The following is a 15,435-nucleotide window of genomic DNA, read 5'->3' on the forward strand; positions in this document are numbered from 1 at the left end:
CGCGCTACTGAGATGCCGTGAGGCGTTTATATCAGCGTGCAAATCTGTTGGCATAGAGTGCGAGGTGGTGTGATATGGCTAAATCATCTGATGTACATGACCTGTTAACCGCGTACCAGAAACAGGCGCGGAAAGTCCCTGCAAAGGGTGTTTATGCCTCAAGGCAACGCCAGGCTGAGGTGCAGGCGGCGCACACGCGCAAGATAATGCGAAAGCGTCGGCGGTCAGTCGGCAAGTCAAACAAGCTCGGCTGTCGTTTTACGGCGGAAATGCGCGTAGCTCTGATTTGCGATATGAATTTCTGGGCGCTGATATGCCGCTCTAATCGTAATCAGGTGGCTAATAAAGATGGCGAGGCGGTGTGATGTCTGATTCATTATCTCATGACGAATTATGCCTGATAGCCTGGCGCTTTCTTCAGAATAACGGATTCAAAGTCGCATTTCATGACCGGTTTCGGGCATGGACGCCCTACGGAGAGCAGGCGGATGCCATTGGTTTCAGAAATGGCGCATCGTGTCTTATCGAGGCGAAATGCTCACGCTCTGATTTGTCTGCTGACAGAAAGAAACAATTCAGAATTGACCCTGAAAAAGGAATGGGCGACTGGCGTTTTTTTATTAGCGAGCCAGGGATTGTAAATATTGATGATTTACCCCCCGGGTGGGGTTTGCTCCATGTTGTCAAAGGACGGGTAAAAAAGGTTCACGGCTGGCCGGGTAATGGCCTCTGGGTTAACAGAGAGAGCAAGCCGTTCAGGGCAAATAAACAAGCGGAATGCGATTACATGTTTAGTGCATTACGCCGCATGGATTTGCGCGGACATTTAACGGAAATTTATGACGGCGTTATTAACGGGGAGGCCGAACAGTGAGCATTAGCAAAGAGTGGCTGAAAAGCAAAATTATTGAAATTGAATCAACACGCGACGAAATACCATTCGGAATCGATGATGAAGATTCAGACACGCTAGCAGTGCTAAAGCAAGCTCTGGCAGACAGAGAAGAACTGGAGCGGCTGCGGGCGCAGGAGCCTATAGCGTGGACAGATGAGCAAGAGTTGCGCGACCTGGCAAAGCACAAATGCGCATATCTGTTCACCGTAGATCGTGAGAATCCGTATCACGACCCACGGCGTCAGATAACGCTCTACGCAGAGCCTAAGCCGCTGGCGGCATCATGCATCACCAGCGTCGCCCGTGCCGCGTTGGATTATATCGACGCGCTGCCGGATGAAGTAGTGGCCACGCTGCCAGTAATGCCCGGTTTTGATCGGGATTGGGCCGAAGATGCGCTATCCGGCAACTCTCCGGAAATCCCGGATGGTTGGATTCCGTGCAGTGAGCGGATGCCAGATCCAAATACGTACGTCCTGGTCTGTAACGGTGTGTGGGTTGGTATGGGTAAATATAACGATGCAGAGTATTTTGAGAATTGCGAACGCTGGCAGGACGAGCACGGAGAATTTATAGAATTGATTCACCACCCAGTAACTCATTGGCAATTACTGCCCACCGCGCCGGAGGTTAAGTGATGGGAAAATCAGCAGCAGAGCGCAAGGCCGCGCAGCGTGCACGGCAAGCCAGCGAAGGCCAGCGCAAAATAGAACTGCATCTGGATGCCCAGAAACTGGAAATGCTGGAGCGGAACCGCGCCGCCCGGCGCCCAGGTCGGGAACCGTACGACGCCGCGGAGTATATCGCAATGCTGATACGTCAGGACGATGCACGGGCACGAATGCATATTCGATCGATCAGCCGCAAGCGCTGTGGCCGGTGTGGCGACCCATTACCCGTCAGCGAATGTCTGCTGGACAGTGAAAGCCAGTGCTGGGTAAATCGTGGTTGGCATGAGATAAAACTCAAGCTGTGACATGTCACATAGAACGAAAGCCGCCTAACGGCGGTTTTCTTTTATAAACATATACTTAAAAATTAATTACGCTGTGCCTTTCGCATAAAATGCTCTTAAAAGTTTGCATCATCGGTTAGCTGGGAGTATATATACTGTATGAATGTACAGTTACCCGAAAGGAGGGACTATGCGCATTGAAGTGATGATCGACAGGTCTAAGAAGCTCCCGAATGGTGCTATACCTGCCCTGGAACAAGAGCTAAAACGCCGACTGGATTCCCGCTACGATGAAACCTGCTCTTTGACAATACGCCGCGTCGGATCTGATGGGCTATTCGTATTTGGTGCAAACGACGACACCAAAAAAGATATCGAGGAGCTGCTCCAGGAGACCTGGGAAAGCGCCGACGACTGGTTTTTTTAACCACACCTGATTTTTAATGATTTATATAACGCCGAACGGCTGCAGGAAGCGCAGCCGGGTAGGTGTATTTGTATCCACGGCCAGAGGGGGTAAAACAGTGGCGGAATATTCAGATGTTATTGACTATTTACCCCGGGATGGCCGTGTAGTCGTGCAATGTAAGGACGGTGCGATCATAAATGTCAGGCGGGTTTATCCCGATGAGCACATAGCATCATTTAACGCATTGATTGAACTGGCAAAACTGGCTGGATATTCTGTTGTATCGCCAGACGGCAATAAGCTATAATTAATCAGCTGGCCTGAACAACCAGCTTTTAATTCTGAACAATTGCTGCGCTAACGGGGGAACCAATGGCGCAGTATTCTTTTATCAAATCGCAGGGCGGGATATTAGTCCCCGCGACTCCTGACGCACAGGAGTTTATTGAAACTAAGGTGCGGATGGGCGATGTCATTTATGCCGATTTCAAGAAAGCGCGGAATGCGGCATTCCATCGCAAATTCTTCTCTTTGCTGGGGCTGGGCTTCCATTACTGGACGCCGGGCGGCGGTGCTATTTCTCCGGCGGATAAGCTGCTGGTTAACGGCTTCGTTAAGTGGATCGCATACCACACCGGGTATGAAGGGGTACTGGATGAGCTGGCGACCCAGTATCTTGATGATGCCGCTCAGAAGCGCGCCGGTAATATCAGCGCCGTAAAATCGTTTGAGGCGTTCCGCGCCTGGGCGACTATCCAGGCTGGGTTCTATATTCAGCATCGGATGCCGGATGGCAGCATACGCCAGGAGCCGAGATCGATCTCATTCGCAAAAATGGATGATGTCGAATTCTCCGAGCTCTATAAAGCCGTCCTCGATGTCCTCTGGAATTACATCCTTTACCGCACCTTCCCAACCCAGCAGGCAGCCGAGAACGCCGCCGCGCAGCTCATGAGTTACGCCGCATGAAGAGAGACCTCCGCAAAGCGGCGCGCGGCCGCGAATGTACTGTGCGCATTCCGGGAATTTGCTGTTTCAACCCGGATACCAGCGTGCTGGCGCATTACCGCATGTCAGATACCTGCGGCACAGGCTGCAAACCCAATGACCAGCAGGCGGCCATTGCCTGCAACTGCTGTCACGACGCCATAGACGGCAGGATTAAAACTGACTATTCCCGTGAGGAACTGCGCCTGATGCACGCAGAGGGTGTTTTCCGCACCCAGCAGATTTGGAGAGAGGAGGGGTTACTGTGAGCTATCAGCTGATTATGTGTGATCCGCCGTGGCAATACGGTAACACCATCAGTAACGGCGCCGCCGAAAATCATTATCAGACCATGACGCTTGCAGAGATGAAGCGGCTTCCGGTGTGGTCGCTGGCCGCTGCCGATTCCGTTCTGGCGATGTGGTACACCGGCACCCACGTAGAAGAGGCAATCGAACTGGCTGAAGCGTGGGGTTTTCGGATTCGCACAATGAAGGGGTTCACTTGGGTGAAGCTGAACCAGCGCGCCGGTGAACGGTTCGATAAGGCTTTGGCCGCTGGGGAACTGGTGGATTTTAACGATCTGCTGGATATGCTGAACGCAGAAACACGCATGAACGGCGGCAACCACACCCGCGCAAACACCGAGGACGTCTTGATCGCCACCCGCGGCGCCGGGGTGGAGCGCGCCAGCGCATCGGTTAAACAGGTGGTTTATTCCTGCCTGGGTGAACACAGCGAAAAACCGCGGGAAGTCCGCAACCGGCTAGAACAGCTTTACGGGGATGTGTCCCGCATCGAGCTATTTGCTCGCACCGAGTGGCCCGGGTGGGACCGCTGGGGAAATGAGTGCAACAGTAGCGTCGATCTGCGGGTCGGCGAAGCGATTAAAAGAGAGGTGTCCGCATGAAAATTGAATCATCCCTGAAGCACTTTCACCCGCAGAGTATGCACATAAGTGACGCAGCTAAAGGCACCTCACCGGACAGACTCACCGGCACCGATATCATGGCTGCACTGGGGGTGACCTGTTCCCGTGCCAGGGTCGGCCTGTCGATGTTTATGGGGAAGGCGGGGAGCCATACCGACGAACAGCGGGCCATTCAGGCGCTGGCCCGTCACGCAATAGACCACGCACCGAAGAATGTACGCAAAGCAGCTGGTGGGCGACTGGGTGAATGTGCGCTTATCCTGGCCCGCTTCGCATTCTCTGAGTATTCCCGTTCGGCGGCCACATCGTCGGATTGTCCTGATTGCCGGGGGGCTGGCGTTATCCGGACGGAAGGGGAGATTGTGAAGTATGCGGGTTATATCGGTATGGACGGAGAAGAGAAGATCAGCCCGGCGACCGCACAGGGGATTATCGAAAAGGTCTGTGTGACATGTCACGGGCGCGGGGTGATTTCTGCGCGCTGCCGGTGTGGTGGCTCCGGCCAGGTACTCGACAGGGAGGCGACTAAGACCCGGGGGGCGCCGGTGATAAAGGCGTGCGAGCGGTGCGGTGGGAAAGGTTTTAAATCAACCCCTTCTACAGCGGCCTACAAAGCAATTCTGAGCGTCGTTTCTGGTCTGCATGTCAGGACATGGACGCGCAACTGGAAGCCCTTCTACGAAGCACTGGTGGACTTATGCCATAAGGCAGAGCATAAGGCTGATGTCGAATTTCAGCAGGTGACCAGTTTTAGTGACGATGCGAGCAAAATTTAGCATTTTCACGACGAAAGACTTGATTTTGTCCGAAGTTGTCCTGTATGCTTCTAATCATGGATTCGTGTGTCTGAATGATGCACAACTCAGAAGCCCGCCTCCGAGCGGGTTTTTTCATATCAGGCGAGCGCATTACTGATTATCCGTTACCGGTGGGTGGTTTGTTACCTTCGGTAGTGCGCTCCCCTGATACTAAAATTTCATACATCCGGGATTTTCCCGTATCTACATTTAAAGGCTGCCATCCGGTGGCCTTTTTTATTTCACTTCGCACAGCACCCCGACAACCGCCGGAGGTGACTCTATGAACCACGACCACGGAATCGTTGAACAAACCATGAAATGGCTGGCTGTTTACCTGCCGTCGGTTTATGCCGGATTAACGGCGCTGGGGATTTCTGCGCTGATTGATATCCGGGCAGGTAAACCCAGGCTGTACACGGCGACCGGCGCCCTGATATGTGGCCTGTTCGCGCTGGCCATTTCCGCAATGCTGGAATATTTCGGCCTGCCGGCCAATTCAGGCGCGTTTGTTGGCGCGCTGGTGGGCTTCGTTGGTGCTGACCGGCTCCGGGATATTGCTCTGGCTGTGATTACCCGCAAGACAGGAACTGATATCGATGAACGTAAGTGAAAACGGACTGGCGCTGATTAAGCGCTTTGAGGGGTGCCGGCTGTCTGCGTATCAGGACAGTGTTGGCGCCTGGACTATTGGCTACGGACACACCGACGGTGTTCAGCCTGGCGACAAAATCAGCCAGGAGGAAGCGGATCGGTTGCTGACAGAGGACGCAGCAGCATTTGGCGAGGAAGTGATGATTCTGGTGACGGTGCCATTGAACCAGAATCAGTTCGATGCGCTGGTGTCATTCACCTACAACCTGGGCGCGAATAACCTGAAATCCTCCACGCTGCTACGCCGCCTGAACGAGGGGAATTACCGTGCCGCCGCCGACCAGTTCACTCGCTGGGTATTTGCAAACAACAGGTATCTACCCGGGCTGAAGGTGAGGCGGGAAGCTGAGCGCGACCTGTTTTTGTCGTGACCAGCCTGTTATCCCGTTACTGGCGCCCGCTGGTGGCGCTGGTTCTCCTGCTGGTGGCGTGCTGGAGCGTGTGGCGGTCTGGCTATCATGCTGCGGATAGCGAATGGTCACAGCGCTGGACAGAAAGAGACGCGGCAGACGCGGCAGACGCCAGGGCGCTGGCCCAGCAGCAGGCCGCAGCGCGGGCCGAGGAGCAGCGGCGCCAGTCGGCGATAACGAGGATTACCCAGAATGCTCAACAGCAAATTTCTGCGGCGCGGGCTGATGCTGTCAGTGCTCGCGCTGCTTCTGACCGCCTGCAGCGGACGATCGACCAACTGCGGCACGGCGACAATCGAACCAGCGGCAATTCCGACACTACCAGTGGAGGCCAGGCAACAGCCCGTCAGTGCTCTGTGCTCGCCGACGTGCTCTCAGAGTCTGTCGAACGCAATCGACAACTGGCGGCAGAGGCTGACCGAAGCCGGGCAGCAGGCCAGGCCTGTGAACGAATCTACGACGCAGTGAGGGGAAGGCGATGAGGGGTCTCTACGTCCCGGGCGCCCCGGTGCTCGGAAATATTGAATCGGGGAACGGCTCCGGCGGCGCTGATTTGAGCGACATTGATTTAACGTCACAGTCGCTCGACAGTCGAATTAAATATCAGTGTGCGAGTTCTCACGCATATTATGCAGCTGACGGTACTATACAGTTCGCAGAGCCTGATGTGTGGCCGCTCGAATACAGAGACGGCGTAGTAGTCGGCAGGCATGAGCCAGAGCGGCAGACTACAAATTTACTCACGCATGCTACGAATTTTGGGGAGTGGCGAGCTGCAAATTCATCGGTTACTAATAGTGATGAGATGCTATTCGCAAATGAACATGCACAGTTTGTTACCGCAACAGCTACAGCGACATACACTCGCGTTTACCAGACACCGACACTGGCCGATGGCGATTGCGTTTTTACACTCTACGTTAAACCTGGAACCACCAACTATTTACACGCCACGCTGGAAGATTCAACTCGGCAGAACTCATCGCATTTTTACGCTGACCTGGTGACGCTGACCGGGGGGATTGTGACGGCTGTCGGAAACCTGCCCGTAACAGTGTCGGTGAAAAAATTGGACACAGGCTGGTTCATCGTTACAGCAACGGCAACGATGCCGCTGACGTCACCGTATTACGTTTATTTCGGTGCGGCTAATGCACCCAAAACCGTTGCTGCAACAGCAGGTGACTCCATCATTGTGGGGTTCACTCAAATTGAACAGGGTGCAGTACAAACGTCACCGATTGTTACCCAGGGCGCAGCCGGAACGCGTGCGGCAGCGTTCGCCAGTGTGCGTATTTATCCCGGCCTGACAGGATTGCGAATCAGCTATAGCGACGGCAACACCGATATCGTGCGACTGGATGGGCAGGCGGACGACTGGTATCAGCTCCCGGCGTCCACCAGCAGTTGGGGTGAGCGCTACATACAGCGAATCAGCTATTTCAAGGAGTAAGGCAGTGAAATATTTAGTATTACCTGATGAGGCTACAGCCAAATCCGCTACCGGCTGGTGGTCTAAAAAATCCGGATGGGTGGCGCCCACGCCAGAGCTACAAATTGCTGTTCGTGTCGTGCTCTATAACGACGATGGCGTTTACGATGAGACTACGGGCGACTGCATCACACCGCCGACGCAGCGCCCTGGGTTTCACGTTGACGTCATTTATGGCGAGATTCCGCAGGCGGCACAGCGGTACATCGTTGTGCCTGATGAGCCCGATTTTGTTTTAGCGTGAGGTGATATGTGGCAACGACAGCAATAACATTAACAGAGGACTGGCAGTTGGTAGCAGACAGCAGCAGTAGCGGATTAATCCAGGTGCTGTCCGGTATCGCGTATCTGTGTTCGAGCGACAGCACACCGACACCCGAACAGCCAGCTCACCCACGAACCGGCGACATCAATTTCGATGGGATCAATGTTTACGGTAGGGCAGGAAAACAGCCTGCTACCATCATTGTGACCACCAGTAATTGACATTACAGAAGCTCTTCCTTGAGGGGCTTCGATAATGTCACAAACAAAGGATCATTATCATGGCAAAACCGGACTGGGAGGCCATTGAGTCGGCTTACCGGGCCGGGGTATTGAGCCTCCGTGAAATTGGCGCCCAGTATGGTATTACAGAAGGGGCTATCAGGAAGAGAGCCAAGAAGCTGGAATGGGTACGCAAAGGCGGTACGCAGGTACGCAGAAAAGGTACGCAAAAGAAAAACGCGTGTACCACAGATAACCTCACCTCCTCTGGAAATTCGCAAAAGCGAACACAGCCAGAAGACGGACACCCCGCAGATACGAAACCGATTCGTGGTTCGCGTACTGCGCCGCCAGTAAATCCGTTCCAGCCTGGAAATCAACACGCTCTTAAACACGGTGGCTACGCCCGACGCCTCCTACTGAAAGATGAAGTTATCGAAGACGCCAGAGCGCTGACGCTGGAGGATGAACTCTTCCGCCTTCGGGCGAGTAACCTGGTGGCTTCGGAAAACATCGGGCGCTGGATAACTTTGCTGGAAGACGCAGAGGGCGACCAACAGCGCAAGGTTCTGATGGATAACATTAGCGCCGCAGAAAAGGCCATGATGCGTAACACGGTGCGTATTGAATCTATCGTAGGAACGCTGGCCACGGTCGGGAAAATATTTGCTGACACCGACTACCGTAAAGCCGCCACTGAAAAAGTGTCGCTGGAGGCTGATCGCTTGCGCCGCGATGCTGGTATTGATGATGGTAATGGAGAGCGTGACCTCAATGACTTCTACGCTGACATCCAGGCCGACCCTGAATCCGGTTCTGAGAAACTTCTGGACGACACAGGCGCGTAACAAGGTGCTTTTTGGCGGCCGGTCATCATCGAAATCCTGGGATGCTGCCGGTTTTGCGATATTCCTGGCGAATAAATACAGCCTGCGCTTTTGCTGCGCCCGACAGATTCAGAACAAAATTGAGGAGTCGGTTTACACGCTGCTCAAAATCCAGATTGACCGATTTGGCCTGCGCCACAGATTCCGCATCCTGAATAACAAAATTATTAACCGGGTTACCGGCTCTGAGTTCGTTTTTTACGGCCTCTGGCGAAATATCGAAGAGATAAAGTCGCTGGAGGGGATCAGCGTGCTGTGGCTGGAAGAAGCGCACGCCCTGACTGAATATCAGTGGAAGATTCTGGAGCCGACGATCCGTAAATCCGGTTCTGAATGCTGGTTTATATTTAACCCTGGGCTGGTCACTGATTTTGTGTGGCGAAACTTCGTTGTTGACCCACCAGAAGACACGCTGATCCGCAAAATCAATTACGACGAAAACCCCTTCCTGTCTGACACTATGTTGAAAGTTATCGACGCTGCCCGGCGCCGAGACCCTGACGGTTTTAAGCATGTCTACGAGGGAGTTCCTGAGTCTGACGATGATGCGGCCATTATCAAGCTGTCGTGGATAGAGGCGGCGGTCGATGCGCATAAGGTTCTGAACTTCGATCCCAGTGGTCGTAAGCGAGTGGGCTTTGACGTTGCTGATAGCGGAGCCGATAAGTGCGCCAACGTCTATCGTCACGGCTCTGTTATCTACTGGGCCGATGAATGGAAAGCGAAAGAAGATGAGCTGCTGAAAAGCTGCCAGCGCACATATCAGGCTGCCCTGGAACGCAATGCTGATATCGTCTACGACTCGATTGGCGTCGGTGCCTCTGCAGGTGCCAAATTCTCGGAGATTAACGAGGATCGGCGAAGTGAGAATGCTTACTCCAGCAGAGTGAATTATCAGCGGTTCAATGCTGGTGCTGGTGTCCATGAGCCGGATGGAGAATATAACGGCATTCCGAACAAAGATTTTTTCGCAAACCTGAAGGCCCAGGCGTGGTGGCTGGTGGCCGATCGTTTCCGCAACACCTTCAATGCCATTAATAACGGTGAACAGTATGAAGTTGATGAGCTGATCAGCATTGATTCAGCATGCCCGCTACTGGAAAAACTTAAGCTGGAGTTGACCACACCACATCGCGACTTTGATCGTAATGGCCGTGTAATGGTGGAGAGTAAAAAAGACCTGGCCAAGCGTGATGTTCCATCGCCGAACGTAGCCGATGCTTTCATCATGGCATTCGCTCCGACAGACTCCTCTCTGGATGCCTGGGCTGCGTTGGGGCGGGAATAGAAAACTGCTGAAAACAGGCGCTTCAACGAGAAAATGCGCTATGCACTTTTCGTCCCGTTTTATGCATGGTTTATTCACCCATTTTTCCTCACTTTACCAATCAAAATAGCCGCTTCGCCGGATAATCCCGGCGAGTGCTCTCACCGTGGTGCGGGTAACGTCCATTATGTTAAATCGCGCCCTTTTTATGAAAATTTAACGGGGGGACAATGGCCCGTAAAAATCGCCGTAAGGGCGGAAAAAAGCAGCCCGTTCGCACCGGCGACGGCTACAACAATTTCCCCGCAAAACTGGGAGCCCAAACGCAAAATATCCAGTCTGGCGGAACGTACATCCCTGGCTACCTGACGCGTAACCGCGTCGAACTGGAATTCGCCTACCGATCATCATTTCTGGTCGGTGCTGCTGTCGATGCGGTAGCGGATGACATGACACGCAAGGGAGTGACAATCGGCGGAGAACTGGATCCAGACCAGAAAGGAAAGCTGGAAACGTTCTGGGAGTCTATCGGGCTCTGGGATGGCATGAACAATACCCTGAAATGGTCCCGGCTGTACGGTGGCGCCGTGCTGGTTGCTCTCATTGAAGGGCAGGACATGTCTACGGAACTGCGCCCCGAGACCATCAAGGAAAACCAGTTTAAAGGGGTTATTTGCCTCGACCGCTGGATGTTGCGTCCCAGCTATAACGACCTGGTGACAGAATACGGCCCGGATTTTGGCAAGCCGAAATTCTACGAGGTTGTGACTAATCAGCAGGGGATTCCTGCCTGGAAAATCCACCATTCTCGCCTGATCCGTATGGATGGTGAAAAGCTGCCATTTCAGCAGGCCCAGACTGAGAACGGTTGGGGTATGTCTGTTGTTGAGCGCATCTTCGAGCGTATCCAGGCGTTTGATACTGCAACGGTAGGGACAACTCAGCTAATCCACAAAGCCCACCTGCGGACGTACAGCATTAAAGGGTTGCGTAGCATCCTGGCTAGTGGTGGCCCCATGGAAAAGGGATTGATGCGCCATATGGATATGATCCGGGAATATCAGACCATCGAAGGGATGACACTGATGGATGCCGAGGATGAATTCCAGACCCATAGTTATTCATTCGCCGGGGTTGCCGACGTCATCCTGCGGTTTGCTGAACAGGTTTCCGGCGCCACGGGGATACCTCTGGTAAGGCTGTTCGGCCAGTCTCCATCTGGTTTCAGTACCGGGGACGGCGACCTGGAGAACTATTATAGCCGGATAAACACACAGCAGGAAAACAGGCTACGCCGTGGCCTGCGGTGGCTGCTGGATATCTCCTGGCGGTCATTGTTCGGTGAGGAGCTGCCGAAGGGCGTCTCGTTCGAGTTTAACAAGCTGTGGGAGATGTCGGACGTAGACCGGGCCACCATGGCTAACAACGTGGCTACAGCCATTTCTACGCTGGTGGATCGTCAGATTATGCCGGTACATGCTGCAATGACTGACCTGCGCAACATGTCGGACGTGATCGGCATTGGCGGCTCTATCACCGATGAGGATATCGAGAATGCGAAGAAAGAGTGGGAGGAGGATGAACCTCCGGCCAGCGCTCCACCGCCGTTCGGAGATCCAGTATCAGAAAAGCCTACTGGCGATAGCGAGCCAGGTCGGCGAAATCGTCGCGGGCTCCTACGATGGTTCACAGGCCAGCGCTGACCGAGCAGCGTCGCAGCTACTCGATTATTCGCTGGTGCTTGATGACTGGGCGAAGCTGACCGCGCAACGCATGTTCACCCAGGTAGAGCGCGAGGAGTGGAACCAGTGGCGCAGCGTGTCGCAATCAATCTCTGATGAGCTGCGCGATGTGGTCGGTAATACCCCCATCGGACAGACTGCCAGCGATATCGTTTACCGACAGATTCAGGTGATCAAATCACTACCAATTGAGGCGGCCGATCGCGTGCGGGACATACAGACCCGGGCGTTGCAGGCGGTGGTTAATGGTGAGCGGCCAGATGAACTCTACGAAATGATCCTGTCATCCGGGGATGTGGCCGCCAGCCGCGCGCGCCTTATAGCCAGAACGGAAATAGGGCGGGCCACCGTGGCGCTAACAGAAGCCCGGGCGACAGCGGTCGGCTCTGATGGGTATTGGTGGAGGATAGAAGGTGCCGGCACGCGCCCGTCACATTTCAGGATGCGTAATAAATTTGTGCGCTGGGATAACCCGCCAACGCTGGACGGCATGACTGGTCATGCTGGATGCCTGCCGAACTGCAAGTGCTGGCCGGAAGTCCAGATTCCCACTACTAGGAGATAGCCCCATGAAGAAGGTTTATATCAACGTGCAGCGAGCTGGTAATCGGTGTGTTATTGAAATGTCCATCGGGAATATTACCGCCATTTATAAACGCATCGGAGATTTGTCCAAATTAACTTCTCATGGTCGGGGAAATGTTCGCCAGGTAAAGGCCCTGGTACGGGAATTTGTACGCAATTCTGATCCCGCGATTGTTTAGTGAGAAGCCAATGAAATATTTTTTCACCACCCGCCTGGGTGAAACGCGCTACCTACAGGCGGACGGCTCTCTGTTGTGCAAGGACGTGCCGATCGCACGCCTTGGTACACAAACCTACCTGGCGGAAGAACTGCCGGACATTGAGCCCGGCCCGGACGGACTGATCACTGTCTACAGAACAGAAGATGAAGTTTTCTCTCCTGAGACGATGGCGAGCTTCGAAGGTGTCGCCGTTACGCTCGGACACCCGGAAGACCACGCCGGAGACATCGTATTTGTTAATCCGGAGAACTACGGCGACCTGGCACACGGTCATATACAGAACGTTCGCCGCGGTACCGGCGCAGATTCAGACCTGCTGATAGCCGATTTGCTGATAAAGCGCCAGGCGGCCATTGATGCCGTGAATAACGGGGCGCGTGAGGTCAGTTGCGGATATGACGCCCACTACAAGCAGATCTCACCAGGCAAAGCGAAGCAATACCTAATCACCGGGAACCACGTAGCCATTGTTGATAAGGGCCGCGCGGGTTCCCGCTGTGCCATCGGGGATTCCGCCCCATCAATGAAAAAGGAGAAGCCTGTAATGTCATGGCTGAAAAAACTGGCGACGGCCATTAAAACGAAAGATGAAGATGCGCTGGAAAAGCTCATCGATGAGGCGCCGGATATGCCCTCTGACGGCATGAGCAATATCCCGGGCGTTACTATCAACCTTAACACTCCCGCACAGGCTACCTCCCTGCCGGAGGAGCAGCAGACCACCACCGATGATGATCCTGACCCTGAGACAACCGGGGACGACGAAGAGATCCCGGAGTGGGGCAAGAAGCTGATAGCCGCTGTGGAAGCACTGTCCGGGAAAACGGGTGATGCTGACCCCGATGATGACGAAACCCAGATCGGCGACGAAGACGCGGAGGAAGACGCGAAAATTACCGGCGACGCGGCATATAAGCGCCACATTATCGGTGATGCTGAAATTATCGCGCCGGGATTTAAGCCGAAGGGTAACAAGGGGATTAAGCGGCAGGTACTCAACCACGCACTACGTACCGGCGACAGCCTGGCGGCATTCGGCATTGATGATTTTAGCAAGGCACCGAAAGCCACCGTGGACGCTGTATTTACCGCTGCTGCTGCGATGCATAAAGCCCGCAATCAGATCACCCCTCTGACGCATACGCGCGACAGCGTCCCTTCTGCTGGCTCAAAACACGCAAATCCGGCGCAACTGAATCAGCAGTACGCCGAATTCTGGAAACGCTCTAACTAAAAGGTACCCCCATGGCTGGAACTTCTTATTTAAACCGGATGCCGCTGGGCATCGCCGGGTCGATTACCCGTCTGCGCGATCTGACCACTGAACCGGTTATGCTGGACACCACCCAAAAATTCGATAAGTACGGCTACGCCGGGAAGTACGACGGCGATAAGTTCGTACCCCTGGAAGATGGCGATTCGGTCGATAAGGTCGCCGGTATTCTGGTTCGCCCGTACCCGACGCAATCTCCCTCTGATGTGGCTTATATCGGCGTTGAATCCGGTTTCACCGGCGATGCCCTGAAACGTGGATACATTTGCGTGACTGTCACTGCCGGGGACGCCACCTCGGCTAAAAAGGGTGATCCGGTTTATGTCCGTGTCGCGGGCGCGACCGACGCTAGTCCGTTGGGCTCTTTCCTGCTGGTTCCAGATTCCACGGCAGAGAATACCCCGCAACTGACCATTGCCCAGGTGATGGGGCCGGGTGATGCCGCAGCCGGTACCGGCAAAGGGCATGTAGAAATCGCTTACAACATCTAAGGAACACTATGTTTACTATCGACAAAAAAACCGCCGATGCTGCAGGCGCTTTCCTCGTTGGCGAGCTGGAACGCCTGGATCAGACGCTAAACCTGCCGCTGGTCTCCTACAAATGGAGCCGCGACATCTCGCTGCGTAGCGATGTTTCTATTGCTGATGAGATGTCATCGTTCACTAATACCGATCTGGCCGCCGCTGGTGGTGTAAACCCCAACGGTAAGAACTGGATCGGCAAAAACTCCACGGCGATTCCCGGTGTGAATCTCCTCATCGAGAGAACTGCGCAGCCGCTGACCCTCTGGGGTATGGAAATTGGCTGGACTCTGCCGGAGTTGGCATCCGCTCAGCAGTTGGGCCGACCGGTCGACACGCAGAAATACGACGCCATGCGCATGAAATGGAATATGGATGTTGACGAGCAGGTGTATATCGGCGATGAGGGGCTGGGTATTACTGGCCTGTTGAACCTGAAACAGGTACCGGCACAGGCCGCCGCTGCGGCGTGGACGGCTGCAACAGCGGATGAAATCGTTCAGGATGTTAACATTGTTCTGACCGACGCCTGGGTGCGCTCTGGTTATGCAATTTGTCCCAGTAAAGTAGGAATGGCGCCGGAGCTATTCAGCCTGTTGGCAAGCAAGAAGGTTTCCGAAGCCGGGAATATTTCCGTACTGGAATACGTGAAGATCAACACTATCGCGTTCCAGGAGAACGGGGAGCCGCTGGAAATCGTCTCTATGAAGTGGGCGAGCAAGCGCGGCGCCAATGGCGCGCATCGTATCGTTGCGTACACCCAGGATGAAAAATACATTCGCTTCCCTCTGGTGCCGCTGCTGAATACGCCGCTGGAATATCGCGGCCTGCATCAGCTCACTACCTACTATGGCCGTCTGGGCCAGGTAGAAACGCCGTACGCGAATACCATTTCATATCTGGATGTCCCGGCATCCTGA

Annotated in this window: 21 protein-coding genes; all 21 read left to right on the forward strand. The window is 54.2% G+C overall.

Annotated features, from left to right (window positions below):
- Positions 1-74: 74 nt before the first annotated feature.
- The 21 genes from FEM41_RS14740 (at position 75) to FEM41_RS14850 (ending at position 15,435) form a co-directional block, all read left to right on the forward strand.
- Positions 75-365, forward strand: coding sequence for a hypothetical protein (locus FEM41_RS14740; protein WP_138096774.1), 291 nt, complete (start codon positions 75-77; stop codon positions 363-365).
- Positions 365-874 carry a hypothetical protein gene (locus tag FEM41_RS14745; RefSeq protein WP_138096776.1) on the forward strand — a complete coding sequence of 170 codons (510 nt, stop codon included), beginning with the start codon at positions 365-367 and terminating at the stop codon, positions 872-874. The genes FEM41_RS14740 and FEM41_RS14745 overlap by 1 nt, the downstream gene beginning before the upstream one ends.
- A complete protein-coding gene (locus FEM41_RS24925) occupies positions 871-1,533 on the forward strand; it encodes a DUF551 domain-containing protein (protein ID WP_241666501.1) in 663 nt (220 codons plus the stop codon). The genes FEM41_RS14745 and FEM41_RS24925 overlap by 4 nt, the downstream gene beginning before the upstream one ends.
- The gene (locus FEM41_RS14755) at positions 1,533-1,871 is read left to right on the forward strand and encodes a hypothetical protein (protein WP_138099212.1); all 339 of its coding nucleotides are present in this window, start codon (positions 1,533-1,535) and stop codon (positions 1,869-1,871) included. Before FEM41_RS24925 ends, FEM41_RS14755 begins: the two co-directional genes overlap by 1 nt.
- Positions 1,872-2,040: 169 nt before the next feature.
- The gene (locus FEM41_RS14760) at positions 2,041-2,277 is read left to right on the forward strand and encodes a DinI-like family protein (protein WP_138096778.1); all 237 of its coding nucleotides are present in this window, start codon (positions 2,041-2,043) and stop codon (positions 2,275-2,277) included.
- Between the two features lie 354 nt (positions 2,278-2,631).
- Entirely contained in the window at positions 2,632-3,228 is a 597-nt protein-coding gene (locus FEM41_RS14770) for a DUF1367 family protein (RefSeq protein WP_138096780.1), read from the forward strand.
- The gene (locus tag FEM41_RS14775) at positions 3,225-3,515 is read left to right on the forward strand and encodes a DUF1364 domain-containing protein (RefSeq protein WP_138096782.1); all 291 of its coding nucleotides are present in this window, start codon (positions 3,225-3,227) and stop codon (positions 3,513-3,515) included. Before FEM41_RS14770 ends, FEM41_RS14775 begins: the two co-directional genes overlap by 4 nt.
- Complete coding sequence (locus FEM41_RS14780; protein ID WP_138096784.1) at positions 3,512-4,156, forward strand: MT-A70 family methyltransferase; 645 nt, start codon at positions 3,512-3,514, stop codon at positions 4,154-4,156. The genes FEM41_RS14775 and FEM41_RS14780 overlap by 4 nt, the downstream gene beginning before the upstream one ends.
- Positions 4,153-4,953, forward strand: a complete 801-nt coding sequence (locus FEM41_RS14785; RefSeq protein ID WP_138096786.1) for an antitermination protein — start codon at positions 4,153-4,155, stop codon at positions 4,951-4,953. Before FEM41_RS14780 ends, FEM41_RS14785 begins: the two co-directional genes overlap by 4 nt.
- A gap of 304 nt (positions 4,954-5,257) precedes the next feature.
- Positions 5,258-5,587, forward strand: a complete 330-nt coding sequence (locus FEM41_RS14790) for a phage holin, lambda family (protein ID WP_138096788.1) — start codon at positions 5,258-5,260, stop codon at positions 5,585-5,587.
- Complete coding sequence (locus tag FEM41_RS14795; RefSeq protein WP_138096790.1) at positions 5,574-5,999, forward strand: lysozyme; 426 nt, start codon at positions 5,574-5,576, stop codon at positions 5,997-5,999. The genes FEM41_RS14790 and FEM41_RS14795 overlap by 14 nt, the downstream gene beginning before the upstream one ends.
- Positions 5,996-6,520 carry a DUF2514 family protein gene (locus FEM41_RS14800; RefSeq protein WP_138096791.1) on the forward strand — a complete coding sequence of 175 codons (525 nt, stop codon included), beginning with the start codon at positions 5,996-5,998 and terminating at the stop codon, positions 6,518-6,520. Before FEM41_RS14795 ends, FEM41_RS14800 begins: the two co-directional genes overlap by 4 nt.
- A gap of 26 nt (positions 6,521-6,546) precedes the next feature.
- A complete protein-coding gene (locus FEM41_RS14805) occupies positions 6,547-7,491 on the forward strand; it encodes a phage head spike fiber domain-containing protein (RefSeq protein ID WP_138096793.1) in 945 nt (314 codons plus the stop codon).
- A gap of 4 nt (positions 7,492-7,495) precedes the next feature.
- The gene (locus FEM41_RS14810; RefSeq protein WP_138096795.1) at positions 7,496-7,774 is read left to right on the forward strand and encodes a hypothetical protein; all 279 of its coding nucleotides are present in this window, start codon (positions 7,496-7,498) and stop codon (positions 7,772-7,774) included.
- Positions 7,775-8,075: 301 nt separating this feature from the next.
- Entirely contained in the window at positions 8,076-8,864 is a 789-nt protein-coding gene (locus tag FEM41_RS14815; protein WP_138096797.1) for a hypothetical protein, read from the forward strand.
- Complete coding sequence (locus tag FEM41_RS14820; protein ID WP_138096799.1) at positions 8,791-10,191, forward strand: PBSX family phage terminase large subunit; 1,401 nt, start codon at positions 8,791-8,793, stop codon at positions 10,189-10,191. The genes FEM41_RS14815 and FEM41_RS14820 overlap by 74 nt, the downstream gene beginning before the upstream one ends.
- Positions 10,192-10,400: 209 nt before the next feature.
- Complete coding sequence (locus FEM41_RS14825) at positions 10,401-11,873, forward strand: DUF1073 domain-containing protein (RefSeq protein WP_138096801.1); 1,473 nt, start codon at positions 10,401-10,403, stop codon at positions 11,871-11,873.
- 70 nt (positions 11,874-11,943) lie between these two features.
- Positions 11,944-12,477, forward strand: a complete 534-nt coding sequence (locus tag FEM41_RS14830) for a phage head morphogenesis protein (protein WP_421805452.1) — start codon at positions 11,944-11,946, stop codon at positions 12,475-12,477.
- A gap of 209 nt (positions 12,478-12,686) precedes the next feature.
- A complete protein-coding gene (locus FEM41_RS14840) occupies positions 12,687-13,952 on the forward strand; it encodes a DUF2213 domain-containing protein (RefSeq protein WP_138096805.1) in 1,266 nt (421 codons plus the stop codon).
- Positions 13,953-13,963: 11 nt separating this feature from the next.
- Positions 13,964-14,482, forward strand: coding sequence for a structural cement protein Gp24 (locus FEM41_RS14845; protein ID WP_138096807.1), 519 nt, complete (start codon positions 13,964-13,966; stop codon positions 14,480-14,482).
- A gap of 8 nt (positions 14,483-14,490) precedes the next feature.
- The gene (locus tag FEM41_RS14850; protein WP_138096809.1) at positions 14,491-15,435 is read left to right on the forward strand and encodes a DUF2184 domain-containing protein; all 945 of its coding nucleotides are present in this window, start codon (positions 14,491-14,493) and stop codon (positions 15,433-15,435) included.

The organism is Jejubacter calystegiae, assembly GCF_005671395.1.
GTDB lineage: Bacteria > Pseudomonadota > Gammaproteobacteria > Enterobacterales > Enterobacteriaceae > Jejubacter > Jejubacter calystegiae.

Excerpts from the sequence above, each read along its gene's own strand:
- FEM41_RS14740 (WP_138096774.1), top strand. The coding sequence starts at position 75 with ATGGCTAAATCATCTGATGTACATGACCTGTTAACCGCGTACCAGAAA.
- FEM41_RS14745 (WP_138096776.1), top strand. The coding sequence starts at position 365 with ATGTCTGATTCATTATCTCATGACGAATTATGCCTGATAGCCTGGCGC.
- FEM41_RS14755 (WP_138099212.1), top strand. The coding sequence starts at position 1,533 with ATGGGAAAATCAGCAGCAGAGCGCAAGGCCGCGCAGCGTGCACGGCAA.
- FEM41_RS14760 (WP_138096778.1), top strand. The coding sequence starts at position 2,041 with ATGCGCATTGAAGTGATGATCGACAGGTCTAAGAAGCTCCCGAATGGT.
- FEM41_RS14770 (WP_138096780.1), top strand. The coding sequence starts at position 2,632 with ATGGCGCAGTATTCTTTTATCAAATCGCAGGGCGGGATATTAGTCCCC.
- FEM41_RS14775 (WP_138096782.1), top strand. The coding sequence starts at position 3,225 with ATGAAGAGAGACCTCCGCAAAGCGGCGCGCGGCCGCGAATGTACTGTG.
- FEM41_RS14785 (WP_138096786.1), top strand. The coding sequence starts at position 4,153 with ATGAAAATTGAATCATCCCTGAAGCACTTTCACCCGCAGAGTATGCAC.
- FEM41_RS14790 (WP_138096788.1), top strand. The coding sequence starts at position 5,258 with ATGAACCACGACCACGGAATCGTTGAACAAACCATGAAATGGCTGGCT.
- FEM41_RS14795 (WP_138096790.1), top strand. The coding sequence starts at position 5,574 with ATGAACGTAAGTGAAAACGGACTGGCGCTGATTAAGCGCTTTGAGGGG.
- FEM41_RS14815 (WP_138096797.1), top strand. The coding sequence starts at position 8,076 with ATGGCAAAACCGGACTGGGAGGCCATTGAGTCGGCTTACCGGGCCGGG.
- FEM41_RS14820 (WP_138096799.1), top strand. The coding sequence starts at position 8,791 with ATGACTTCTACGCTGACATCCAGGCCGACCCTGAATCCGGTTCTGAGA.
- FEM41_RS14825 (WP_138096801.1), top strand. The coding sequence starts at position 10,401 with ATGGCCCGTAAAAATCGCCGTAAGGGCGGAAAAAAGCAGCCCGTTCGC.
- FEM41_RS14830 (WP_421805452.1), top strand. The coding sequence starts at position 11,944 with ATGTTCACCCAGGTAGAGCGCGAGGAGTGGAACCAGTGGCGCAGCGTG.
- FEM41_RS14840 (WP_138096805.1), top strand. The coding sequence starts at position 12,687 with ATGAAATATTTTTTCACCACCCGCCTGGGTGAAACGCGCTACCTACAG.
- FEM41_RS14845 (WP_138096807.1), top strand. The coding sequence starts at position 13,964 with ATGGCTGGAACTTCTTATTTAAACCGGATGCCGCTGGGCATCGCCGGG.
- FEM41_RS14850 (WP_138096809.1), top strand. The coding sequence starts at position 14,491 with ATGTTTACTATCGACAAAAAAACCGCCGATGCTGCAGGCGCTTTCCTC.